Source organism: Micromonospora sp. II (assembly GCF_001709195.1).
Classification (GTDB): Bacteria; Actinomycetota; Actinomycetes; order Mycobacteriales; family Micromonosporaceae; genus Micromonospora; species Micromonospora chalcea.
In genome coordinates this window covers 24,951-48,663 of the sequence record NZ_LYXF01000046.1, presented here as the reverse complement: position 1 = coordinate 48,663, position 23,713 = coordinate 24,951, and the positions used below count along the sequence as shown (strand labels likewise).

Here is a 23,713-nt window from a genome sequence, read left to right as displayed (position 1 = left end):
GCCGCGTCAGCCACGAACCCGCGCCCAGGCCAGGAATCGGCTGTGCAGGTCCGGCGCGTGGTCGGGATTCAGTTGGGCGAGTTGTTCCCGCGCCTCGGTCATCAGCCCGCCGAGATAGAGCAGCAACGCGGTACGGTCCTCCCGGTACTCGACGAGCAGCGACAGCCGGGCCGGCTGGCAGGGCCACTCCGCCCCGCAGTTGCGGCACCGCCAGAGCGGGCGCACAGGCAGGTGCGGAACCACGCGCCGGCCCATCACCGCAGCCTTCGGGCGATCGCACGCGCCTCGTCGTCGGTGAGCGGAAGGAACCAGAAGAACCGCCGGACGATCTCGGGCGGTTCCGGCCCCTCGACGCGGCCACGCAGATCCCGGATCGCGCCGCGCACGAGGAACGCCATCATCCGGATGAGCGCCGCCGGTTCGAGCTGGTCGCGGGGAATGCGACGCAGGGTGGGACACGGCCACGGCTCCCGGCAGCGCTCGCATGTCCAGTCCGGCTGATACCCGACGTGCCCGATGGCGCTGAGGACACCGACCAGAGCCGTCACCAGCGGCCCCCGTTCGCCCGCCACTCCTGCGCCGGTGTCAGACGCCCCGGGCTGCCCGGGCGAACCGTGGGAAACACCCGGGTCGGCTCGCGCATCCACGCCGGCAGGTTGCTGCCGGGGTCTCGCTTCGGCAGGGTGGGCAGCTCCCGGGTACGGCACCGGAACCATCGGACACGCACATCGGCCTCCTCGTTGATGGAGGGGGCCGCCCGGCATCGTCGGGACCGGGCGGCCCCGGGCTGGAATCCGCCCGTGCTCGCCTGCGACGAGCGAATCCGCATGCGTGACAGTCTGGTGAGGACATCGCTACGGTCGGAAGGCATCAAGCCTGGTCACGGCGCACGAGTGAAGTACGGGCTCAACCGGCAGACACCGAATGAAATTCACGCACGGACTGTGGAGGAACTGTGGAGGAACCGACAGCAGAGTTGATCCGTGCGCAGCTCCGCCGACTACGGAACGTTGCCGGTCTCAGTCAGGAGGAGTTCGGCCGGTTGGTCCACTACTCGCCGTCGATGGTGTCCGCCGTCGAAACCGGCAGCCGTCCGTACGACCGGCTCTTCTTGGCTCGTGCCGACGAGGTGCTGAACTCCGGCGGCCTGCTGGTGTCCCTGCTCAAGATGGCCGAACGCGAGGGCTTGCCGTCCTGGCTCCGACCATGGCTCGATGCCGAACGCAACGCTCGACAGCTCCGGTGCTTCCACCCGACTCTCATTCCAGCCCTGCTTCAGACGGAGAACTACGCCCGAGCGGTGATTCGCTGTGACGACCTACTCAGCGATGCCGACGTGGAGAGCCGCGTGGCAGCCCGCATGGATCGCCAGGAAGTCCTGCGGCAGCCATCTCCGCCCCAGCTCATCGCTGTACTCGACGAGGGAATGCTGCACCGCCGCGAAGAGAGCTTCCGCGGCCTGATGGCTCAGCAGATCGAGCACCTGGTCGTCTGTGCCGAGCGCCCGCACATCAGTATCCACGTGCTTCCACTACAGGTCGGGTTGCACATCGGCTTGTCCGGTCCGTTCACTCTGGCGAGAGGCGCGGAGGGCGGTTGGGTCGCCAGCATGGAATGCCAGCTCACCACGAGCGTGATCGACGGCGACGCCGACGTGGCTACGCTTCAGTCGAGATGGGAGATGATCCGGAGTGAAGCTTTGCCCCGCCGGCAGTCTCTCGAGCTTCTGAAAGAGGTGGAGACGTCATGGATCTGAGCGGCGCGACCTGGCGAAAGGCGACCCGGAGCGGCAACACCGACTGCGTCGAGGTGGCTGACAACCTGACGGAAGTGGTGCTGGTACGCGACTCCAAGGACCGGGACGGCGGCACGCTCCACGTCACCCCGACGTCGTGGCGGTCGTTCGTCGGCCTGGCCAAGCAGATCGGATCCGCAGCCTGACCCAACAGGCCGTCGCCGCGAGATCGTGGCAAGGTTTCCTCGCGGTGAGGGACAATCACCAGGATTTCCCGCCGACCGACGTCCAGTATTGAGAGAGGGGACGACGACATGGATTTGGCCAGTGCAAGATGGCGCACGGCGACGCGCAGCGGCACGAGCGGTGGCGACTGCGTGGAGGTGGCCGACAACCTGCCGGGAGTCGTACTCGTGCGCGACAGCAAGGACCGCGACGGCGGCACCCTCCACGTCACCCCGTCCTCATGGCGGTCATTCATCGCCCTGGCCAAGCAGACCGGACCCGCAGCCTGACCAACAGGCCACTTCACATCGGCTGGACCCAGGCGGCTCGCCACTGCGGGGACGGGTCCTGGCCGAGGGCGGTCCAGTACTCCCGGCCCTCGACGATCCGCCCGTCGCGCACGGTCCAGAACGACGCGACCCGGTGCACGCCCATCCCCTCGTGCGGCACCTCCACCTCGGACACCACAGTGTCGCCCACTGCCACCACCCGCAGTACCCGGATCGACCAGCCCTCCGGGTACTCGGCGTTGATCTTCACGTAGTTGTCCCGGCCCACGATCCGCTCGGCGCTGGCCGGCCACTCCACCACCACGTCGTCGGCCAGCAGGTCGCCGACGCCGGCCCAGTCGCGGGCCTGCATGCGATCCCACAGCGCGCGTACCACCGCTTCCGCATTCATGGGCCGGATCATGGCAGGCCCCACCGACAGCTACGACGGCTCGGCGGGCTCCGGCTCCGGATCGGCCTGTTCGACGGTACGGCGCGGGCCGGTGAACCACCTGCGGGCCGAGGCGTACCACCAGATGGCGACGCCGAGCAGCACGCCGCCGACAGCTATGGGGGCGTAGTTCACAGCCGTCCAGCTGAAGTCGGGGTTGCCGGGCACCCCCGCCGGGACGATCGGCAGCACGAAGTAGATCGAGATCACGGCGATCTCGACCACCGCGATCCAGCCGAGCAGCTTGTAGCGGCGGCCGAGCGTCCACGGGCCCGGGGTGAACCGGTCGCCCATCCGCAGCCGCAGGAAGATCGGGATGATGAAGGACAGGTACAGCCCGATCACCGCCACCGACACCACCGCGTAGAACGCGACAGGGATGCCGCCGCGCTGGTAGAGCGCGGGCAGCGTGAGCACCAGCCCGGCCAGCGTCGCGCCGATGATGGCGTTCACAGGCGTGCCGTTGCGGTCGACAGTCGACCACAGCCGCCAGCCGGGCACGGCCCGGTCGCGGCTGAACGCGTACGCCATCCGCGACATCGACGTCACGCAGCTCATTCCGCAGAAGAACTGCCCGATGGTGGAGATGATGATGACGGCCTTGAAGAAGAACGGCGTCAGCGCCGTCTCGAAGATCGCCCCGGAGAAGCCGCCCGCCTCGTTTATCGCGTCCACGTCAGTAGCCGCGAACAGGAACGCCAGCAGCAGGATCCAGCCGCCCACCGCCGAGTAGAAGATCGACCGCCACAGCCCCTGCGCGGCGGCCTTGGACGCGCCGCGGGTCTCCTCGGAGACGTGCGCGCAGGCGTCGAAGCCGGTGATCGTGTACTGCGTGAGCAGAAAGCCCAGCGGCAGCACGTAGAACCAGAACGCCAGCCCGCCGGTGTCGCCGTCACCGAAGCCGGAGTTGTTGAACCGCTCGGTGAACACGAACTGGAAGCTCTGGTGGTTGTCCGGGACCAGGACCAGGATCAGCACCACGGCGGCCGCGCCGGCCACGTGCCACCAGACCGAGACGTTCTGGAGTACGTCGATGATCCGGTGCCCGTAGATGTTGATCAGCCCGTGCAGCGCGAGGATCACCACGAACAGCCCGAACGTCTGGTGCCCGGTGCCGGCCCAGCCGTCGAACAGCGCCGACAGCGTCAGGTTGAGGAACGTGGCGCAGCCGTAGTCGACAGAGGCGGTCACCGCGACCAGCCCGATCAGGTTGAGCCAGCCGGTGAACCAGCCGTGCACCGGCCGGCCCATGGTCGCCGCCCACCAGTAGATCCCGCCCGCCGTCGGGTACGCGGAAACCAGCTCGGCCAGGCAGAAGCCGATGATCAGGATGAACAGCGAGATCAGCGGCCAGCCCCAGGAGATCGCCACCGGGCCACCGTTGTTCCACGCCTGGCCGAACGTGGTGAAGCAGCCGGCCAGGATCGAGATGATGGAGAACGAGATCGCGAAGTTGGAGAAGCCGCTCCACTTGCGGCGCAACTCCTGTTTGTAGCCGAGTTCGGCGAGTCGTCGGGCGTCGTCGTCCATCGGCTGCTCGGCGGTCGGCGCGGGCGTCGTGGCCACTGCACACCTCCTCGAGGCGATGCTCGTGCGAGTGCTCGCAGTGTGCTCCCGGCCGATCAAGGTGGTCAATACGTACCCCGGTAATTGCGTTGTCGCCGGATCCCACCGGGGGCATCATTGTGGGCGTGACCAGGCCCGACCTGACGGGCCGGCGCCGGGCGCTCGGCAACGCCCGGTCCGCGGCGGCGCGCGGCGTCCACCTCTCTCTCACTGAAGTACGGCGATCGGCCGTACCCTCCGGACGCCCCGCGCCGCCGCACCTCTAGACGAACAGCAACCCGGCGACCCAGAGCGCGGCGATCATCAGGCCGGCCATGAACTCCAGCAGCATGGACAGCCCGGCCGCCTTCAGCGCCTGCACGGTGGCCGGCCAGGCGAGCCGGGTGTCGCCCAGCCGCAGCCGCTCCGCGCCGAAGATCCCGCCGACGAAGCCGATCGGCAGCCCGACCACCGGGATCACGAAGAAGCCGACCACCCCGAGCAGCCCGCCGACCAGCAGCGACGACGTGGGCACGCCGGTCCGCTTCAGGTTCCGCCCGGGCCACAGGTACTTGAGCACGGTGCCGCCGGCGGCGATCACTGTGGCGGCGGCGAGCACCGCCCAGCGGCCCGGCCCGGCGCCGCCGAACAGCGCCCACACCAGTACGCCGCCCCAGCACAGCGGCAGCGCCGGCAGCCCGGGCACTACCACTCCGGCCAGCCCGGCGATGATCGCCAGCGCGGCGACCACCGACACCACGGCCTGCGAATCGGTGAGGCTCACCGTTCTCCCTTCCTCGCCTGCCGCCGCGTGAGCGGGAGGTGTTAAGCGGGGCCCCCTGCTCTACCGGAGGCGTTAACAGGGGGCCCTTCCTTACCCGCCCAGGCGGGCGCGGATGCCGTCGGCGGGCATCGGGGCGCCGAACAGGCGGCCCTGCCCGGTGTCGCACCGCAGCGCCCGCAGCCGCTCGGCCTGCACCTCGGTCTCCACCGCCTCGGCCGTCACCGACAGCTCCAGCGCGTGCGCCAGCCGGACCAGCGCGTCCACGATCCGCTCGTCCCGGTGGTCGGCGACCGCGTCCCCGTCACCCTTTATCCCCTCGACGAACGGGCCCGCCAGCTTCACGCAGTGGATCGGCAGCCGCCGCAGGTACGCCAGGTTCGAGTACCCGGTGCCGAAGTCGTCGATGGCCAGCCGCAGCCCCAGGTCGGCGAGCTGGTGCAGGGTCCGCAGCGGCTCACCCGCGCTGCCCATGACCGCGCTCTCGGTCAGCTCCAGCTGCAACAGCTCGGCCGGCAGGCCGGTGTGCTGCAACGCCTCCGCGACCGTCTCCACGATGGCCGGGTCGTCCGCCTGCCGGGCGGCCAGGTTGACGCTGACCACCAGCGACGTCTCCGGGTACGCGCGCCGCCACGACTCGGCGTCGCGGCACGCCTGACGCAGCACCCACGCGCCGAGCCGGACGATCAGGCCGGTCTCCTCGGCCAGCCCGATGAACCGGTCCGGCCCGATCAGGCCCAGCTCGGGGTGCTGCCAGCGCACCAGCGCCTCGACCGCCACCATCGTGCCGTCCAGCAGCGACACGATCGGCTGGTAGTGCAGCACGAACTCGTCCCGGTCCAGCGCGGCGGGCAGGTTCGCGGCCAGCGCCGAGCGGGCGATGTCGGCGGCGCTGCGCTCCGGGTCGTACACCGCCCAGCGTCCCCGGCCCTCCGCCTTGGCCCAGTACAGCGTGGTGTCGGCGGCCTTCATCAGGTCACCGACGCTGGTTTCCGCCGCCGGGCACTCCACGATGCCGATGCTCGCCGACACGGCGAGCTGCTGGTCGGCGACGTGCACCGGCGCGGAGACGGCGGCCAGCGCCAGTTCGGCGGCCTCCACCGCGTCGTCGATGCCGCCGTCGGAGTCGACCAGGATGACGAACTCGTCGCCGCCCATGCGGGCCACCAGGTGACCGCGCCCGGCCACGCAGTCGCTGAGCCGGCGGGCGATCACCTTGAGCAGCCGGTCGCCCAGGTCGTGGCCGAGGCTGTCGTTTATCGCCTTGAAGCCGTCCAGGTCGATGAAGCAGAGCCCGACGCGCTGGTCGTCGCCCGCCCCGTCGAAGACGGTGCCGAGCGTCTCGAAGAACAGCGTCCGGTTGGGCAGGCCGGTCAGCGGATCGTGCAGCGCCTGGAAGCGCAGCCGCTGCTGCAGCTCGTACCGCTCGGTGATGTCCTCGACCATGGCGACGGTGAACCGGGGCCGGCCGTCGTCGTGCCGGATCAGCGAGACCGCGAGGTCGGTCCAGACGACGCTGCCGTCCTTGCGGTAGTAGCGCTTCTCGACCCGCGCGCTGTCCCGCTTGCCCTCGATCAGCTCCTGGTACAGCTCCCACATGCCGGCCGCGTCGTCGGCGTAGGCCAGCGCCGACACGTTCATCCGCCGCATCTCCGCGACGGTGTAGCCGAGCATGTCCGCGAAGGACTGGTTGACCTCGATGATCTGCCCGTCCACACCGGCGATGCCGATGCCGATGACGGCGCCGGTGAAGACCGCCCGGAAGCGGGCCTCGCTGTCCCGCAGCGCCTGCTCGACGGTGTCCCGCGCCTGCCAGGCGGAACGGGAGATCCGCTCCTGCTGGCTGAACACCCGGTCGCGCAACGCGCGGGCGAACCCGGCGGCGAACGCGCCCTGCAGCAGCGCGACCCGCTCGCGCAGTTCGGGTGACTCCGCCCGGCCGGGCAGCACCCACTGCAGGAACCGGTCACCGAGCGCCTGCACCGACCAGTCGAGCACGCCGGGCTCGGTGAGATGCGCCTGCACCAGGGCCCGTCCCACCTCCTCCGCCGGGCGGGCGGAGAAGGTGGGGGCGAGCAGGGCCTCGCCGAGCCGTTCGGTGAGCGGCACCAGCAGGCGCTCGGTCTCGGCCGCGGTCAGCGGCACGAATCCGATGCGGCGCACCGCACGAGCCCACTCGGCGGCGTACGCGACGGCGCCGGGCCGGCTGACGTCTCCCCCGTCGATGTCCGGGGCGCGCATGGGATCAGCCGAGGGCGCGGTCGTGCCGGGCGACGCCGCCGAAGGCGCCGAACCGCTCCGGGTGCTCGTCCACGTCCGACGGTGACTCGGGCCGCCACAGTGGCATGTGCACCACGCCCGGTTCGAGGATCGTCCAGTCGCCGAAGAAGCCGGTGATCTCGGCCCGCGAGCGCAGCGTGATCTCGGTGGCGGTACGCGCGGACAGCCGCTGCGCGTCCAGCATCTCCTGCGGCTGGTCCTCGAACGTGGAGTGGGAGATGACCAGGTAGCTGCCCGGGGCGGCGGCCGCCCGCAGGGTGGCCAGGATGTCGGCCGGGCGGTCGGCGTCCGGGACGAAGTGCACGACGCCGGCGAGCAGGATGCCCAGCGGCCGGTCGAAGTCGATCAGCCCGCTGGACCGGGCGTGGTCCAGGATCAGCTTCGGCTCACGCAGGTCGGCCAGGACCGCGGTGGCGCGCTCGTTGCCGGCGAGCAGCTCGTGGCTGTGCGCCACGGCGACCGGGTCGATGTCGACGTACACGATGCGGGCGTCCGGGTTCGCGGCCTGGGCGACCTCGTGCACGTTGCCGACGGTGGGAATGCCGGAACCGATGTCGAGGAACTGGTCGATACCGGCGTCGAGCAGCACCCGGACGGCCCGGCGCAGGAACTCCCGCCCCGAGCGCATGGTGGCCGCCAGGTTCGGTGTCATGGACGCGATCTGCTCGGCGAGCTGCCGGTCGATCTCGAAGTTGTGCGCCCCGCCGAGGAAGTAGTCGTAGACCCGGGCGGCGCTCGGCCGGGTCAGGTCGATCTCGGCGGGAAGTCCGTCCGGCGTCTGCATCGCTCGGTCTCCCAGGTCGTCGTCCGCCGCGAGGGGCGGATCATGTGGTCCAGCCCACTCTATGCGCGGACGACCAGGTACGGGAGATCCACTTCTCGCGATGCCGCCGACCGGCCTCAGGCGGCCGACTCCAGCAGCAGCGAGATGCCCTGCCCGACGCCGACGCACATGGTGGCGAGCGCCCGCCGACCACCCCGGCGGCGCAGCTCCAGCGCGGCGGTCAGCGCCAGCCGGGCGCCGCTGGCGCCCAGCGGGTGGCCCAGCGCGATCGCCCCACCGTTCGGGTTGACGTGCTCGGCGTCCTCCGGCAGGCCCAGCTCGCGCAGCACCGCCACGGCCTGCGCGGCGAACGCCTCGTTCAGCTCGATCACGTCCACGTCGGCGAGCGACAGGCCCGTCCGGTCGAGCAGCTTGCGGGTGGCCGGCACCGGGCCGACGCCCATGATCCGCGGCGGTACGCCGGCCGCCGCCGCGCCGCGTACCCGGGCCAGCGGGGTGAGGCCGTAGCGTTCGACGGCGGCCGCGGAGGCGACGAGCAGCGCGACCGCGCCGTCGTTGACGCCGGAGGAGTTGCCGGCCGTCACCGTGCCGCCCTCACGGAACGGGGTGGGCAGCGAGGCGAGCTTCGCCAGCGTCGTCTCGCGCGGGTGCTCGTCGGCCTCGACCAGCGTCGTCTCGCGCTTGCCGGCGGGCACCGTCACCGGGACGATCTCCTCGGCCAGCCGGCCGTCGGCCTGCGCCTTGGCGGCCCGCTGCTGCGACCGGTACGCGAAGGCGTCCTGCGCGGCCCGGTCCACGCCGAACTCGGCTGCCACGTTCTCCGCCGTCTCCGGCATCGAGTCGACGCCCCAGCCCTTGYGCATCAGCGGGTTGACCAGCCGCCAGCCGATGGTGGTGTCGTACACCTCGGCGGTGCGGGCGAACGGCGTGGCCGCCTTCGGCATGACGAACGGCGCGCGGCTCATGCTCTCCACGCCGCCGGCCACCACCAGGTCGGCCTCACCGGCGACGATCGCGCGGGCGGCGGAGGCGAGCGCGTCCAGGCCGGATCCGCAGAGCCGGTTGACGGTGCTGCCCGGCACCTCCTCCGGCAACCCGGCGAGCAGCGCGGCCATCCGGGCCACGTTGCGGTTGTCCTCGCCGGCCTGGTTGGCGCAGCCCAGGATCACGTCGTCGGTACGCGCCCAGTCGACCGACGGGTGGCGGGCCACCAGCTCGCGGACGACGTGCGCGGCCAGGTCGTCGGGGCGGACCCCGGCCAGGGCGCCGGCGTACCGGCCGATCGGGGTGCGGACTCCGGCAACGAGATAGGCCACTGTCATCGCGCGTACGTCCTTCGGGGGTGGGAAGGGGTCGGTGGGGGTACCCGGCGCCAGGATATCCGTGACCGGAGCGGATAGGTTTGCCGCATGTCCGGGGCCCAGTTCAGCGCAGAGACAAGTGGCGGCGGCGCGTTCGTCCGCCAGCCCAACCGGTTCACCGGCCGGGTCACCCCGCACTCCACCTCCCCGGAGGGCGGCGGGCCGGACGATCAGGGGCGCTGGCCGCTGGAGGCGGGCCGCTACCGGCTGATCTGGTGCCGGGCCTGCCCGTGGGCGCACCGGGCCCGGATCGTGCGCGGCCTGCTCGGGCTGGACGAGGTGATCTCGCTGGGCACCGTCGACCCGATCCGGGACGAGCGGGGCTGGCGGTTCGCGCTCGACCCGGACGGCTTCGACCCGGTGCTCGGCATCGGCTTCCTGTCCGAGGCGTACCTGTCCACCGACGCGGACTACACCGGCCGGGTGACCGTGCCGGCGCTCGTGGACACGCTCACCGGACGGGTGGTCACGAACGACTATCCGCAGCTCACGCTCGACTTCTCGACCGAGTGGCGGCGGTTCCACGCGCCGGACGCGCCGGACCTGTACCCGGTCGAGCTGCGCCCGGAGATGGACGCGCTGATGGCGGAGATCCACCGGGACGTCAACAACGGCGTCTACCGATGCGGGTTCGCCACCTCCCAGGAGGCGTACGACGAGGCGTTCACCGCGCTGTTCGCCCGCCTCGACGCGCTGAGCGAGCGGCTGGCCGGCCGGCGCTACCTGATGGGCGACGCGATCACCGAGGCGGACGTGCGGCTGTTCACCACGCTGGTGCGCTTCGACGTGGCGTACCACGGGCACTTCAAGTGCAACCTGCGCAAGCTGACCGAGATGCCGGTGCTCTGGGCGTACGCGCGGGACCTGTTCCAGACGCCGGGCTTCGGCGAGACGGTGGACTTCGACCACATCAAGCGGCACTACTACGCCACCCACGACATGATCAACCCGACCCGGATCGTGCCGCTCGGCCCCGACCTGTCCGGCTGGACCACCCCGCACGGACGTGGCTGAGGACACCGGCCGCCGGATCTCCGCCGCGTTCGCCGCCGTCTGCCTGGCCGCCGGCGCGGCTGCGGTGACTGTTGCGGTGGTCGCCGGTCCCGGTCCCGGACCCGTCGCGTACGTGAGTGAGGCGGGCATCGCGGACAGCGGGTACGCCGGGGCGTACCGGATCGGGATCTTCTCGGTGGCCGCCTCGCTGCTGCTGCTCGCCGGGGCGCTGCCGCCGGGGTTGCGGGCGGCGGCCGGGCTGCTCGGCATCGGCGCGGTCGCGACTGTGCTGTCCGGCGCTGTCACGTGCAGCGAGGGCTGCCCGTTGCCGCCGTTCGAGGCCCCCACGGTGGCGGACCTGGTGCACGGCGGGGCCAGCATCGCGGCGACCGCCGCTGTGGTGCTCGCCATGCTCGTGGTGCTGTTCTCCCGGGCGGCGGACCAGGGGCTGCGGCGGATCGCCGCGGTCGGCGCGGCGGTGGCGCTGCCGGTGGCCGTCGTGGTCGCGCTGGCGCTGCTGCTGGTCGGCCGCAGCACGCTGCTCGGGCTGTCGGAGCGGGTGCTGCTGGTCGTGGTCGCCGCCTGGGGACTGGTCACCTCCGGATACCTGGCTGTAAGGAGCCTCACCGGCGACGGTCCTTCCGTTCCCACCCGCGACGGGAGTAACGTGTCGCGACGATGACCAATGTCTGGTGCCTCACCGAGCGCCTGTACGTCGATCTGCGACGGCAGGCCAGCGGCGTCTGTCCGGCGTAGCTCCACGCCCTGACGCCCGCCTTCCCTCTCCAGACCTTGGACCCGTCCTCATGGCTTCCGCCCTGCGCAGAATTCCCTTCTCCGTCCAGATCCTGCTGGGCCTCGTGCTCGGTGTGGCGCTCGGTTTCCTCGCCCGCGCCGCCGACCTCGCCTGGCTGACCAGCACGCTCGACACCGTCGGCGGCCTCTTCGTCCAGCTGCTCAAGCTGGCCGTGCCGCCGCTTGTCTTCACCGCCATCGTGGTCAGCGTGGTCAGCCTGCGCGGCGTCGCCAACGCCGCCCGGCTCGCCGTCAAGACGCTGCTCTGGTTCGCCGTCACCGCGCTCATCGCGGTGAGCATCGGCATCGGCCTCGGCCTGCTCACCGACCCCGGCCGCGGCGTCAACCTGGACCCGGCCGGCGCCACCGCGCCGAAGACCACCGGCTCCTGGATCGACTTCCTCACCGGCATCGTCCCGACCAACCCGGTCGGCGCGTTCGTCGAGGGCAACGTCCTGCAGATCGTCTTCCTCGCCCTGGTGGTGGGTGCCGCCGCGCTGCTCGTCGGCGACGCCGCCGAGCCGTTCGTGTCGCTCAACCGCTCGCTGCTGTCGATCGTGCAGAAGGCGCTCTGGTGGGTCATCCGGCTCGCCCCGATCGGCACGCTCGGCCTGATCGGCAACGCCGTCGCCTCGTACGGCTGGGACCTGCTGGCCCCGCTCGCGAAGTTCACCACGGCCGTCTACGTCGGCTGCGCGCTGGTGCTGTTCGTGGTCTACCCGGTGCTGCTCGCGGTGGCCGGCAAGCTCAACCCGCTGCGCTTCTTCGCCGGCGCCTGGCCCGCCATCGAGCTGGCGTTCGTGTCCCGCTCCTCGGTGGGCACCATGCCGGTGACCCAGCGCTCGGTGGAGCGCCTCGGCGTCCCCCGCGAGTACGCCTCCTTCGCCGTGCCGTTCGGCGCCACCACGAAGATGGACGGCTGCGCCGCCATCTACCCGGCGCTCGCCGCGATCTTCGTGGCGCAGGTGTTCGGCGTGGACCTGGGCGTCACCGACTACCTGCTGATCGCGTTCGTCTCGGTGGTCGGCTCGGCCGCCACCGCCGGCCTGACCGGCGCGATCGTCATGCTCACGCTGACCCTGAGCACGCTGGGCCTGCCGCTGGCCGGGGCCGGCCTGCTGCTGGCCATCGACCCGATCCTGGACATGATCCGCACCGCTACGAACGTGGCCGGTCAAGCGGTGGTGCCGACCATCGTGGCCGCCCGGGAGGGCACGCTCGACCGGGCCGCGTACGACTCGGCCGGCAAGCGCGACCTGATCGAGCCGGTCGAGACCGAGCGGCTCGACCCCGTACCCGCCTGATCCACACTTCTTCGGGTGCGTCTTCCGAAAGCGGGAGGCGCACCCGAAGCCATGACCGGAGGATCTTCGACAATGAGCGCCCTGTTCACCCCGCTCGCCCTGCGCGGCGTCACGCTGCCCAACCGGATCGCGCTGGCGCCCATGTGCCAGTACAGCGCCGGGCCCGACGGCCTGCCCACCGACTGGCACCGCGTCCACCTCGGCTCCCGCGCGGTCGGCGGGGCCGGGCTCGTCATCACCGAGGCGACAGCTGTGGTGCCCGAGGGCCGGATCAGCCCGCAGGACACCGGCCTCTGGTCCGGCGCGCACGTCGACGCCTGGCGGCCGATCACCGCATTCGTGGCAGGTCAGGGCGCCGTCCCGGCCGTGCAGCTCGCGCACGCCGGGTTCAAGGCGTCCACGTACCGGCCGTGGGCGCCCGCGCGCGGCGGCGTGCCGGACGCCGAGGGCGGCTGGACCCCGGTGGGCCCGGGCGACCAGCCGTTCGTGCCGGAGTACCGCACGCCCACCGCGCTGGACGAGGCGGGCATCGCCGCAGTGGTGGACGCCTTCGCCACCGCCGCCGGGCGGGCGCTCGACGCCGGGTTCGCCGCCGTGGAGATCCACGCCGCGCACGGCTACCTGCTGCACGAGTTCCTGTCCCCGCTGACCAACCGACGCACCGACGGCTGGGGCGGCGACCGGGCCGCCCGGATGCGGCTCACGCTGGAGGTGGCCCGCGCGGTACGCGCCGCCGTCGGCGAGTCGGTGCCGGTGCTGACCCGGATCTCCGCCACCGACTGGACCGACGACGGCTGGACCGTCGAGGACAGCGTGGTGCTCGCCGGTGAGCTGGCCGCCGCCGGGGTGGACCTGGTCGACACGTCCTCCGGTGGCGCGGCCGTCCGGGCGTCCATCCCGGTCGGACCCGGCTACCAGGTGCCGCTGGCCGCCCGGATCCGCCGCGACGCCGGGGTGCCGACCGGCGCGGTGGGCCTGATCGTCGAGCCCGAGCAGGCCGAGCAGATCGTGGCCAGCGGCGAGGCGGACCTGGTGCTGCTGGGCCGGGAACTGCTGCGCGACCCGTACTGGCCGCGCCGCGCCGCCGCCAAGCTGGGAGCTACCCCCGCTTGGCCCGACCAGTACGCCCGAGCCTTCTGACGGCCCTCCCGCCCGGGCGGTCAGCCGGCCAGGTGGTTCCAGCGGGGTTCCAGGTCGGCCCAGGTGCCCTGGTCGGCCACCGTGCCGTCGATCAGCACCACCACGTGGTCGGCCCGCACCAGCGCGGCCCGCTTCGCGGTCGAGCCGACCACAGTCACCCCGTGCTCGCGCAACGCCGCCCACAACGCCAGCTCCGTGCTCACGTCCAGCGCCGACGACACGTCGTCGGCCACCAGCAGCTCGGTACGCGGCGCGAGCGCCCGGGCCAGCGCCAGCCGCTGGAGCTGACCACCGGAGAGCCGGGTGCCCTTGTGCCCGATCAGCAACCCGAGCCCGCCTCCCGCGGCGGCCAGGTCGTGTTCGAGCTGGGCGGTCGAGACCGCACCGGCGGCGTCCACCTGGTGCCCGAGCGCGATGTTGTCGGCCACCGTGCCGGACAGCACCCGGGGCAGCTGACCGACGTACCCGACCTGGTTGGGGCGCAGGAACATCTCCGGCTCGGTCACCGGGTCGCCGTTCCAGCGCAGCTCGCCGACGTGGTGCACGATCCCGGCCAGCGCGCGCAGCAGCGACGACTTGCCGGACCCGACCGGGCCGACGACGAGCACCAGCTGCCCGCGCTCGACCACCAGGTCGACGTCGCGCACGGCCAGCGTGCCGTCGGAGTGCAGCGCGCCGAAGCCGGCCAGTTCCAGGCGGCGCAGCGGGTGCCGGGGCGGCGGCTCGGGCGCGGGCGCGGTGCCCGCGACCAGGTCCAGGCCGGGCACCGGCGCCGCGTACACGGCCTCGCCGGTCATCGCCACCGTCCGCTTCGTCCACACCCGCGCCGACGGGTACTGCGACACCAGTGACGCGGTGGTCCACGCGAACCAGCGAGCCGCGCCGAGCGTGGAGACGGCCACCAGCGTGGCGCCGGCGGACAGCCCGCCGGCCAGGTAGAGCGCCCACGCGCCGATCGGCAGCAGGCCGCTGGCCACCGACGGCGTGGACCGGGCCCACACCTGCATGGCGATCTCGCGCCGCTGCCGCTCGCTGCGTACCTCGTCGAGCCGGGCGAGGTGCCGCAGCACCGGGCGGGTGGCGCCGGCCAGCTTGACCGTACGGGCGGCGGACAGCGCGGAGACCAGCGCGGTGGCGAACGCGGCGCGCGCCTTCACCGTGCCGGCCGCGGTGCGTTCCAGCCTCGGCCCGAACAGCGTCGCCGCCAGCCCGGAGACCACCATCGTGCCGACGAAGAACAACGCCGGTACGAAGCTGCCGGTCACCAGCGTCATGGTGACCACGATGACCAGCGAGATGAACTGGTCCATCAGGTTGTCGGCCAGGTGCACCACCCGGTCGGTGTCACCGCCCTGGGCCACCACCTCGGCCGGGGTGTGCCCGCTGACCCGGCGCGCGCCGGTCTGCCCGTGCACCAGCCGGGCGCTGATCCGCAGCATCTGCCGGATCCACCACTGCGGGAACCACAGGTTCGTCAGGTACGGCAGCGGCAGCACCACGAGCAGCGCGGCCACGATGCCCAGCGCCGGCAGCCACGGGTCGCCGCCGCCGACCAGGTCGGCCCAGAGCCAGGGCAGCACCGCGCCGTCCATCCCGAGCACAGTCATCACGATGAACAGGCCGACCGAGATCAGGCCGTACCGCGGGTCGTTGAGGCCCAGCCGGAGGATCTCGCGCATGGTCCGCGCGGGGGGCGCGGGCGGCGCGGGTGGCGGGTCGGCGCGCGGCACGGCGGCCGGCCGCGTCGCGGGCGCGGTGGGCGTGGCGGGCGCGTCGTCCCAGGCGGGGGCGTCGAGCAGGTCGACGCCGCCGCGCCGGGCGCCCACCCCGGCGTACGCCCCGGCGTGGCTGGTGGCGAGCAGTTCGGCGAAGCGGGCCGACTCGCGCAGCGGACCGGCCTCCAGCACCGCTCCGTCGGCCATCACGACCACCTCGTCGCAGCGGCGCACCGAGGAGAGCCGGTGCGCGATGACGATGCCGATCCGGTCGGTGAGCAGCCGTTCGGTGGCCTCGCGTACCCGGTTCTCGGTGACCGGGTCGAGCCGCGCGGTGGCCTCGTCGAGGATCACCACGTGCGGGTCGCGGACCAGGATGCGGGCGAACGCGACGAGCTGCTCCTGCCCGGCGGAGAGCACGTAGCCGCCGTCGCCGAGCCGGGTGTGCACGCCGTCGGGCAGCTCGGCGATCCAGCCGGACAGGCCCAGCTCGGCCAGCGCCCGCTCGGCGGCGTCCAGCAGCTCCGGGTCGAACAGCGCCACGTTCTCGGCGAGCGTGCCGGCCAGGATCTCGGTGCGTTGCGGCACCACGGCGATCCACCGGCGCAGTTCCTCGACGTCCAGGTCGACCAGGTCGGTGTCGCCGAGGAACACCGTGCCGCGGGGCACGTCCACCGCCCGGGTGAGCACCTTTGCCAGCGTCGACTTGCCCGAGCCGGTACGCCCGACGAGCGCGTACGAGCGGCCCCGGACGAAGTCGAGGCGCACGTCGCGCAGCGCCGGCCCGCGCTCGTCCCCGCCGGCCGGGTAGCGGTAGGTGAGCCCGCGCACGGTCAGGTCGCCGTCGACCGGGGTGGCCCCGCCTTCCGGCTCCTGCGGCGACCCGGCGAGCAGTTGCACCCGGCCCCACGCGCCGAACGCCTGCTGCAGGTGCGGCACCCAGCGGGCGATGTGCTCGACAGTCGCGCCGAACGCGATGGCCAGCAGCCAGATCCCGGTCAGCCGGGCGGCGTCGACGCGGCCGGTGGCGAGCGCCCACGCGCCGCCCAGCACCACACCGGCGATGCCGACCCGGACCGCGCCGGCGGCGGCCGCGGTGACCCGGGCGGAGAGCCGGAACACCCGGACGCACCGGGCGATCACCTCGGCCGCGCGGCGGGCGTAGAGGCGCAGCACGTACGGCCGGGCGAGGCTGGTGCGCACGTCGTCCTGCCCGTGCACCGCCTCCTCCATCACCGCCGCGAGGTCGGACCACGCCTCCTCCTCGGCCATCCGGGCCGGGGCGATCCGGGCGGTCGGGCGGCGCAGCGTCACCGCGAGCAGGGAGGTGAGCACGATCATGCCGACACCGGCGGGCCACCAGACGATCAGCGCGCTCACCGTCGCGAGGACGCAGACCGCGAGGCCCTGCGCCAGCCGTACGCCGGTGTTCCGCATCTCGGCGGCGACCTGGTAGACGTCGTTGTCGATCCGGTCGAGCAACTCGCCGACCGGCGTGGTCTCCAGGGTGGGCAGGTCCTGGCCGAGCGCGACCCGGCAGAGCCGCCGCCGCACGTCGGCCGACCAGTCGGCGGTGAGCCGCGCCATGATCAGGCCGATCAGCAGGTCGGTGACGACAGCGGCGACGAGCGCCACCGCGAGCGCGACGAACCAGCCGGACGAACGGTGCACCAGCACCGGCCCGGCCAGCGCGGACGCGGCCGCCTGGCCAGCGGCCCCGAGCACGATCAGCAGCAGGACCGCCGCCATCCGCCGGGGCGCCGTGGCCCAGAGATCTCGGAGCAGGCGCATGGAAGGTCCTCCGGACTCGGATCGGTGGGGGCGGTGACCTCACCCTCACCCTTCCGGCGGCCCGGAATCAACCGAATTACCGACCGCTGGTCAGGTCCGCGCGACCCGCCGGACGATGCCGAGCAGCGACTCCTGCACCTCGTCGATCGAGCGGTCCGGCGAGAAGACGAGCCAGTCCACCGCCACCACCAGCCCGACGCCGAACAGCGCCGAACTCGCGGTACGCACGTCCAGGTCGGCCGGGAGGTCGCCGCTGTCCACGCCGGCCTGCACCGTGTCGGCGATCACCGCGATGGCCTCGCCGCGCAGCAGCCGCAGCGTCTGCTGCCACTCCCGGTTGGTCCGCCACATCTCCGAGAGCAGCAGCTGGGCGAAGGCGCGGTAGCGGCGGATGTACTCCAGTTGCGCGCGGACCAGCGCGCCCAGCGCCTCCAGCGGCGGCAGCCCGTCGACGGCGGCCCGGAACTCGGCGGTGAGCAGGCCGATGCCGTGCCGCAGCAGCTCCTCGAACAGGACGGTCTTGGACTCGAAGTTGTAGTAGACGGTCCCCTTCGCCACGCCGGCCCGGGCCGCGATGTCGTCCACCGTGGTGGCCGAGAATCCCTGCTCGGCGATGAGGTCCACCGCCGCCACGAAGAGGCGCTGGCGGGTGTCCTCGCGCCGGCGTGTCCGTCCGTCCGTCACCGGCTCATCCTCACATGGTCAGTTCGGGGTGCAGCTTGGCCGGGGTCAGCCGGCGGGAGCGGCGGGCCGCGCCGACGGTGAGCGCCATGGCGCCCAGCCCGAACGCGAGCAGCACCAGCGCGCCGGTGACCACCGGGGCGGTGGTGCCGCCGTTGATGGTGTGCCGCAGGCCGTCCACCACGTACGTCATCGGCAGCCAGGGGTGGATCGCCTGGAAGAAGCCGGGCGACGTCTGCACCGGGTAGGTGCCGCCGGACGAGGTGAGCTGGAGCATCAGCAGCGCCAGCGCGGCCAGCCGCCCGGCCGGGCCGAGCGCCACGCCGAGCAGTTGCATGATCGCGGTGAACGCCAGCGAGGTGAGCGCGAGCAGCCCGAACGTGGCCGCCCCGTGCCGCGGGTCGAGCCCGAGCGCCAGCGTCACCACCATGTAGAGCACGGTGACCTGGGCCAGGCCGATGCCCGCGGCCGGGAGCCACCCGGCGAGCACGACCCGCCAGCCGGGCGCGCCGGACATCACGTGCCGCCGGTTGACCGGCCGCAACAGCATGTACGTGATCATCGCGCCGACCCAGAGCGCCAGCGACAGGAAGTACGGGGCGAAGCCCACGCCGTACGAGCCGGCCGGGTTCTGCGAGTCGCGGATCAGGCCGACCGGGTCGCCGAGGACGCCGGCGCGGGTGGTCGCGTCGTCGTACCCGGGTAGTTTCCGCTCCCCGGCGGCGAGCCCGTCGGCGAGGTCGCCGGCGCCGCCCTCCAGCCGGGTCAGCCCGTCGACCAGCCGGTTGCTGCCGCTGCCGAGCTGGGCCAGGCCGCCGTCGAGCTGGCGGGCGCCGGTGGCGAGCCGGTAGAGGCCGCCGCGCAGCTCGTTCGCGCCGGTCGACGCGTCGCCGAGGCCGTCGCGGAGCTTGGCGCTGCCCTGGGCCAGCGTGGCGAGCCCGCCGGCCAGCTCGTTGACCTTGGCGCGGGCGGACGCGACGTCGTCGGCCAGGTGCGGCGCGGCGGCGGCGACCTCGCGTGCGGTCTTCGCCACGTCGGTCATCTGCTTGCGCAGCGTGGCCATGTCGGTCCGGTCCAGCGCGGCCACCACGGACCGGGCCTGCGTGACGGCCCGGTCGGCGGCCTTGCGGGCGGCGGCGAAGTCGGGGTTGTCCGCCAGCTCGGGGTGTTCCTTCGCGACCGCGTCGAGCCGGTCGCGGATCTCCTCGGCGGTCGCGACCACCTCGGCGGCCTTGCCGGGGAGCGCGTCCAGCCCGGCGGCGAGTTGCTGCGCGCCGTCGGCGACGAGCGTGGCCGCCTTCTCGATCTTGTCGGCGTTGCGGCGCAGCACCGGCTCGTACTTGTCGGCTGCGGCGTTCACCGTCGCCGCCGCGGCCTTGGTCTCGGTGGCGGCGCGTCCGGCGCCGTCGGCCAGCTGGGCGGCGCCGGTGCGCAGCTGGTCGAGGCCCTTGGCGAGCTTGTCCGCGCCCTGCACGGACTGGTTCAGTCCACCGGCGAGCTGACCGGCGCCGTCCGAGGCGTCACCGAGCCCGTCGGCGATCTTGCCCGCGCCCTGCTGGGAGCTGCCGAGCCCGTCGGCGATCTTCCCGGCGCCGTCGGCGGCACGGCCGGTCTCGGCCTTGGCGTCGGTGAAGCCGATCAGCATCTTGTCGAAGTACGTGGCGGCGGTGCTCTGCGCGGCGGCGGCCCGGATCTCGCTGAACGCCGACCGGGCGAGCAGGCCGGAGAGGTAGTTGGTGGCGTCGTCGTTGACGACCTTCAGCTCACCCTGCCGGGCCGGACGGTCCGGTTCYGGGCCGGCGGCGAGCGAGGCGGAGAAGTCCTCCGGAATGGAGAAGACCAGGTGGTAGCGCCCGTCGCGCAGCCCCTTCGCGGCGTCGGCCTGGTCGGTGACGGTCCAGCCGAACACCTTGCGGTCGAGCAGCTTCTCGGTGAGGTCGCGCCCGGCGTGCACCTCGCTGCCGTCGCCGGCGGTGGCCGGGCGGTCGGCGTTGACCAGGGCGACCGGGATCCGGTCCATCTTCCCGTAGGGATCCCAGAACGCGTACAGGTAGAGCGCGCCGTAGAGCAGCGGAACGATGGTGAGCACGGCCAGGGCGGCGCGCGGCAGCCGGCCCCGGGTCATCCGGCGCAGCTCGAACAGGGCAAGTCGCAGGACGCTCATGCGGGCACCTCGGCGGGACGGGCGGGAGCGGGCTCGGCGGGAAGGGCGGGGGCGGGCACTGCCGGGTCGCCGATGCGGTGCACGGTGGCGGCGACGCCGGGTTCGACCGCGCGGGCGCTGGCGACCACCGCGTACCCCTGGTCGGCGAGGCGTTCCAGCGCGCCCCACATCCACTCCCGCTCGGGGCGGTCGGCGCCGGCGTCCACGTCGTCGGCGACGATCAGGCTGGGGCCGCCGAGGCTGGCCAGCACCAGGCCGAGCACCTGCCGTTCGACGGGGGTGAGGTCTCTGCCGTACCGGTCGGGGTCGAGTGGCGCGTCGGTGAGGCCGGCGCCGGCGACGGCGGCGGCGTAGGCGTCGCGGCGGTAGGCCCGGCGGGCCCGCACCGCGGCCACCGGCACCAGGCGCCGACGGCGGCGCGGTACCGGGCCGAGCAGCAGCAGCCGTTCGGTGATGTGCTCGGCGACGGTGAGCGTCGGGTCGGGCTCGTGCACGCCGGCCACCTGGCCGAGCGCGGCCGGGCCCCGGCGGCGCAGCTCGCCGTGGCTGTGCGGGAAGCGCCCGGCCAGCGTGAGCAGCAGCGAGGTGCGTCCGCTGCCGGGCGGGCCGGTGACCGCGACCAGCTCACCGCTCGCGGCGGTGAGGTCGACGTCCCGGTAGACCCAGCCGCGGCGCGTCCGCAGCCCCAGGCCGCTGGTCTCGACGATGTTCATCAGACCCCGAATTCCGAACTGACTAGTCAGTATAAAAACATGCCCAGCCTAGCGCCGGGTGTCCGGTTCGGGACCTCCGGCGGGACGTGATCCTCAGAACAGCACTGTGGCGAGCGTGCCGACCGGGCGGAAGCCGCAGCGCTCGTAGACCCGGCGGGCGGGCAGGTTGAAGTCGTTCACGTAGAGGCTCACGGTGGGCGCGACCCGGTCCAGCGCGTCGCGCACCACAGCGGCCATCGCGGCGGTGGCGATGCCCCGGCCCCGCCACTCCGGCGCCACCCAGACGCCCTGCACCTGCGCGGTCCGGCGGGTCACCACCGCCAGCTCCGCCTTGAAGACCACCCGCCCGTCGACGAAACGGGCGTAGGCGCGGCCGGCGCGCACCAGCTCGGTCACCCGGCGCCGGTAGCCGCGCCCGCCGTCCTCGGCCAGCGGCGACACCCCGACCTCCTCGGTGTACATCGCCACCGCGGCCGGGAACAGCCGGTCGACCTCACTGCCGCGCACCCGCCGCACGTCCGGGTCGGGCGCCACGGCGGGCAGCGCGTCAGTCGCCAGCAAGGGCTGGTTCGGGCGTACGTCCCGGGCCGGCCCCCAGTACGCGGAGAGGCGGTCCCAGAGCCCGAGTACGGCGTCGGCGCGGCCCACGATCGAGGAACAGAGCCGCTCCTGCCCGCTCAACTGCTCGGCGAACGCGGTCACCGCCGGCTCGGACGCGAGCACCGGCGTCAGGTTGCCACCCAGCCAGCAGATCGACTCCAGGTTGCGGCGGGAGCCGTAGCCGAGGATCCGCGCCTCGGCCCGCCACCAGGCCAGCCCGCGCGCCGCCACCCGCTCGGCGACCTGCGCGCCGGCGTACGGGTCGAGGTCGAGCAGCCGCTCGACCGCGCGGCGCTCCGACTCCCCGAGTTGGCGTACCGGCATCGTGAGCACGGTTACCAGCCTGCCAGATCCGCGCCGGGGCGCGCGGGCCGACCGGGCACCCCGGACCGCTCCGGTGAGCGGCGGCTCAGCCGACCGTCACGGGCGCCGGTTCGGGCACGGGCGGCCGGGTCCGGGCGGCCCACCGCACCACCGGCGGCACGAGTGCGCCGAGCAGCAGGAACACCCCGCCGAGCACCAGCCAGCCGGGCACGCCCCAGCCGATCGCGAGCGTGGTCACCACCACCGGGGCGACCATCGAGCCGAGCTGCATGCCCATCCCGTAGGCCCCCTGATACTGGCCGTGCGCGTGCGCCGGGGCCAGCCCGAACGAGATGCCCCAGCCGGCCGCCGCGTGCCACAACTCCCCCACGACGTGCACCAGCGCGCCGGCCAGCAGCAGCGGCACCGCCACCGCGACCGGTACGCCGCCACCGGCCGCGAACAGCGCGCAGGCGCCGGCGAGCAGGACGCCGGCCCGGCGGGCGGCCCGGCCCGCGCCGGTCAGGTCCTCGGTGCCCCGCGAGGCGCGGACCTGGAACAGGATCACCACCACCGTGTTGACGAGCAGGCAGACGGAGATCAGCCAGTTGGGCGCGGTGGTGTGCCCGGCGATCCAGAGCGGCAGGGCGATGTTGATCAGCGAGAAGTGCATGGACATCAGCCCGTCCAGCACGGTGAAGGCGAGGAACGGGCGGTCCCGCAGCGCGATCAGCCGCGGTCCGTGCGCCGGGGCGGGCACCGGCGGGACCGGCGGGAGCCGCAGCAGCACCGCCGCCGCCAGCACGTAGGTAGCGGCGTCGAGCAGGATCAGCGTGACGTACGCGCCGCGGGTGTCGGCGGCGAGCGCGAACCCGGCCAGCACGGTGCCCACCGAGATGCCGACGTTGGTGACCGCGCGCAGGTAGGCGCGGGTGCGGACCCGCTGGTCGGGTGGGACGGCGCCGGCGATCAGCGCGCCCCGGGCGCCCCGGGTGCCCGCGTCGGCGAGCGCCATCAGCACGCCGACGGCCAGGAATCCGGGGAACGAGCGCACCGCTACCAGCGCGGCGGTGCACCCGGCCGAGGCGAGCAGCGCGGCCATCTGGAGCCCGCGCGGGCCGAGGCGGTCGGCCAGGTAGCCCATCGGCGTGCTCGCCACCAGGCTGACCAGCGCGGTGAGGGTGAGCGCCACGCCGACCTCGGCCACCGTGAGCCCGACCGAGCGGGTGAGGAAGAGCGCGCTGGCGGTGAGCCAGGTGCCCCGCCCGACGGTGTTGACGAGCGTGGAGAGGGCGAGGGTCCGGGACGGGCCCGGTTCGGGAAGCAGGCGCACGCCGGCAGCCTAACAGTACGAACGTACGGTTTGCAGCCGAGTTCCATCCGCGTCTTGTCGGCGATGCATTGCCGATATATCGTTGATGCATCAGTGATACGACGACAGAAGGAGAGCCCTGATGGGTTTCCACCGACGCATGCACGCCATGCACGACGAGATGCGCCGCCGGGGCGGCTTCGGCTTCCCGCCCGTACCCCCCGGTCCGCCGCCCTTCCCGCCCGGACCGCACGGCCACGGGCGGGGCCGCGGCGGGCGCGGACGCGGCCGGCGGCCCAACGTGCGCGGCGCCGTGCTGGCCCTGCTCACCGAACGGCCGATGCACGGCTACGAGATGATCCAGGAGATCGACTCCCGCACCGGCGGGGCCTGGCGGCCCAGCCCCGGGTCGATCTACCCGACGCTGCAACTGCTGGAGGACGAGGGCGTCATCGCGACCGCCGCCGACTCCGAGGGCGGGCGCAAACGGTTCGCGCTCACCGAACAGGGCCAGGCCGAGGCGACCGCCGCGGCGCAGACCCCGCCCTGGGCGGAGTTCGCCGAGCAGACCGTCAACAGCTGGCACGACATCCGCGACGCCGGCGCGCAGGCCATGCAGGCGCTGCGGCAGGTGATGACCACCGGCACCGACGACCAGCGCGCCCGCGCCGCGCAGGTGCTCGACGAGACGCGGCGCAAGCTCTACGCCATCCTCGCCGAGTCCGAGTGAGCACCGCCGCCGCGACGGCACGCCGGCCGGACCACGACCGG

Annotated in this window: 22 protein-coding genes; 8 read left to right on the top strand and 14 right to left on the bottom strand. The window is 73.1% G+C overall.

Features of this window, described 5'->3' with window-relative positions; all coding sequences use genetic code 11:
- Window positions 1-6 precede the first annotated feature (6 nt).
- Both A8711_RS22470 and A8711_RS22465 read right to left on the bottom strand, forming a co-directional pair.
- Window positions 7-255: a hypothetical protein gene (locus A8711_RS22470; RefSeq protein ID WP_043325839.1), complete on the bottom strand. Its 249-nt coding sequence runs from the start codon at window positions 253-255 to the stop codon at window positions 7-9.
- Window positions 255-548 carry a hypothetical protein gene (locus tag A8711_RS22465; RefSeq protein WP_223201207.1) on the bottom strand — a complete coding sequence of 98 codons (294 nt, stop codon included), beginning with the start codon at window positions 546-548 and terminating at the stop codon, window positions 255-257. The genes A8711_RS22470 and A8711_RS22465 overlap by 1 nt, the downstream gene beginning before the upstream one ends.
- A gap of 407 nt (window positions 549-955) precedes the next feature.
- On the opposite strand from A8711_RS22465, the gene A8711_RS22460 reads away from it, so the two are divergent.
- The 3 genes from A8711_RS22460 (at window position 956) to A8711_RS22450 (ending at window position 2,250) form a co-directional block, all read left to right on the top strand.
- Entirely contained in the window at window positions 956-1,756 is an 801-nt protein-coding gene (locus tag A8711_RS22460; protein ID WP_069089244.1) for a helix-turn-helix transcriptional regulator, read from the top strand.
- A complete protein-coding gene (locus A8711_RS22455) occupies window positions 1,747-1,941 on the top strand; it encodes a DUF397 domain-containing protein (RefSeq protein ID WP_013474420.1) in 195 nt (64 codons plus the stop codon). The genes A8711_RS22460 and A8711_RS22455 overlap by 10 nt, the downstream gene beginning before the upstream one ends.
- A gap of 108 nt (window positions 1,942-2,049) precedes the next feature.
- On the top strand, window positions 2,050-2,250 hold the full coding sequence (locus tag A8711_RS22450) for a DUF397 domain-containing protein (protein WP_069089243.1): 201 nt from the start codon (window positions 2,050-2,052) through the stop codon (window positions 2,248-2,250).
- Between the two features lie 13 nt (window positions 2,251-2,263).
- Here A8711_RS22450 and A8711_RS22445 read toward each other — a convergent pair whose 3' ends face one another.
- From A8711_RS22445 to pcaF, 6 genes are all read right to left on the bottom strand, one after another.
- Window positions 2,264-2,641 carry a nuclear transport factor 2 family protein gene (locus A8711_RS22445; protein ID WP_069089242.1) on the bottom strand — a complete coding sequence of 126 codons (378 nt, stop codon included), beginning with the start codon at window positions 2,639-2,641 and terminating at the stop codon, window positions 2,264-2,266.
- Between the two features lie 30 nt (window positions 2,642-2,671).
- The gene (locus A8711_RS22440) at window positions 2,672-4,246 is read right to left on the bottom strand and encodes an amino acid permease (protein ID WP_069089241.1); all 1,575 of its coding nucleotides are present in this window, start codon (window positions 4,244-4,246) and stop codon (window positions 2,672-2,674) included.
- A gap of 262 nt (window positions 4,247-4,508) precedes the next feature.
- On the bottom strand, window positions 4,509-5,009 hold the full coding sequence (locus A8711_RS22435) for a DUF456 domain-containing protein (RefSeq protein ID WP_043325848.1): 501 nt from the start codon (window positions 5,007-5,009) through the stop codon (window positions 4,509-4,511).
- A gap of 90 nt (window positions 5,010-5,099) precedes the next feature.
- Window positions 5,100-7,247, bottom strand: coding sequence for a bifunctional diguanylate cyclase/phosphodiesterase (locus A8711_RS22430; protein ID WP_069089240.1), 2,148 nt, complete (start codon window positions 7,245-7,247; stop codon window positions 5,100-5,102).
- Between the two features lie 4 nt (window positions 7,248-7,251).
- Window positions 7,252-8,070 (bottom strand): SAM-dependent methyltransferase, encoded by an 819-nt coding sequence (locus tag A8711_RS22425; protein ID WP_069089239.1) that lies wholly within the window; start codon window positions 8,068-8,070, stop codon window positions 7,252-7,254.
- 116 nt (window positions 8,071-8,186) lie between these two features.
- Complete coding sequence (pcaF, locus tag A8711_RS22420) at window positions 8,187-9,392, bottom strand: 3-oxoadipyl-CoA thiolase (RefSeq protein WP_069089238.1); 1,206 nt, start codon at window positions 9,390-9,392, stop codon at window positions 8,187-8,189.
- Between the two features lie 87 nt (window positions 9,393-9,479).
- Between pcaF and A8711_RS22415 the strand changes: the two genes are divergently transcribed.
- The 4 genes from A8711_RS22415 (at window position 9,480) to A8711_RS22400 (ending at window position 13,663) form a co-directional block, all read left to right on the top strand.
- Window positions 9,480-10,445, top strand: a complete 966-nt coding sequence (locus A8711_RS22415; protein ID WP_043325853.1) for a glutathione S-transferase family protein — start codon at window positions 9,480-9,482, stop codon at window positions 10,443-10,445.
- Entirely contained in the window at window positions 10,438-11,106 is a 669-nt protein-coding gene (locus A8711_RS22410) for a DUF998 domain-containing protein (RefSeq protein WP_043325855.1), read from the top strand. Before A8711_RS22415 ends, A8711_RS22410 begins: the two co-directional genes overlap by 8 nt.
- A gap of 136 nt (window positions 11,107-11,242) precedes the next feature.
- Complete coding sequence (locus tag A8711_RS22405; RefSeq protein ID WP_176722860.1) at window positions 11,243-12,523, top strand: dicarboxylate/amino acid:cation symporter; 1,281 nt, start codon at window positions 11,243-11,245, stop codon at window positions 12,521-12,523.
- Window positions 12,524-12,595: 72 nt separating this feature from the next.
- Entirely contained in the window at window positions 12,596-13,663 is a 1,068-nt protein-coding gene (locus A8711_RS22400; protein WP_069089236.1) for an NADH:flavin oxidoreductase/NADH oxidase, read from the top strand.
- A gap of 20 nt (window positions 13,664-13,683) precedes the next feature.
- Here A8711_RS22400 and A8711_RS22395 read toward each other — a convergent pair whose 3' ends face one another.
- From A8711_RS22395 to A8711_RS22370, 6 genes are all read right to left on the bottom strand, one after another.
- Window positions 13,684-17,169, bottom strand: coding sequence for an ABC transporter ATP-binding protein (locus tag A8711_RS22395; protein WP_069089235.1), 3,486 nt, complete (start codon window positions 17,167-17,169; stop codon window positions 13,684-13,686).
- Window positions 17,170-17,259: 90 nt separating this feature from the next.
- Window positions 17,260-17,853: a TetR/AcrR family transcriptional regulator gene (locus A8711_RS22390; protein ID WP_030504220.1), complete on the bottom strand. Its 594-nt coding sequence runs from the start codon at window positions 17,851-17,853 to the stop codon at window positions 17,260-17,262.
- Window positions 17,854-17,863: 10 nt separating this feature from the next.
- Complete coding sequence (locus A8711_RS22385) at window positions 17,864-20,014, bottom strand: YhgE/Pip family protein (protein ID WP_069089234.1); 2,151 nt, start codon at window positions 20,012-20,014, stop codon at window positions 17,864-17,866.
- On the bottom strand, window positions 20,011-20,727 hold the full coding sequence (locus A8711_RS22380; protein ID WP_043325859.1) for an ATP-binding cassette domain-containing protein: 717 nt from the start codon (window positions 20,725-20,727) through the stop codon (window positions 20,011-20,013). Before A8711_RS22380 ends, A8711_RS22385 begins: the two co-directional genes overlap by 4 nt.
- A 93-nt stretch (window positions 20,728-20,820) precedes the next feature.
- Window positions 20,821-21,660, bottom strand: a complete 840-nt coding sequence (locus A8711_RS22375; protein ID WP_043325861.1) for a DUF4081 domain-containing GNAT family N-acetyltransferase — start codon at window positions 21,658-21,660, stop codon at window positions 20,821-20,823.
- Window positions 21,661-21,736: 76 nt separating this feature from the next.
- A complete protein-coding gene (locus A8711_RS22370) occupies window positions 21,737-22,963 on the bottom strand; it encodes an MFS transporter (protein ID WP_064447064.1) in 1,227 nt (408 codons plus the stop codon).
- Between the two features lie 121 nt (window positions 22,964-23,084).
- Here A8711_RS22370 and A8711_RS22365 point away from each other — a divergent pair, with 121 nt between their 5' ends.
- Window positions 23,085-23,672, top strand: a complete 588-nt coding sequence (locus A8711_RS22365) for a PadR family transcriptional regulator (protein ID WP_030504225.1) — start codon at window positions 23,085-23,087, stop codon at window positions 23,670-23,672.
- Window positions 23,673-23,713: the final 41 nt, after the last annotated feature.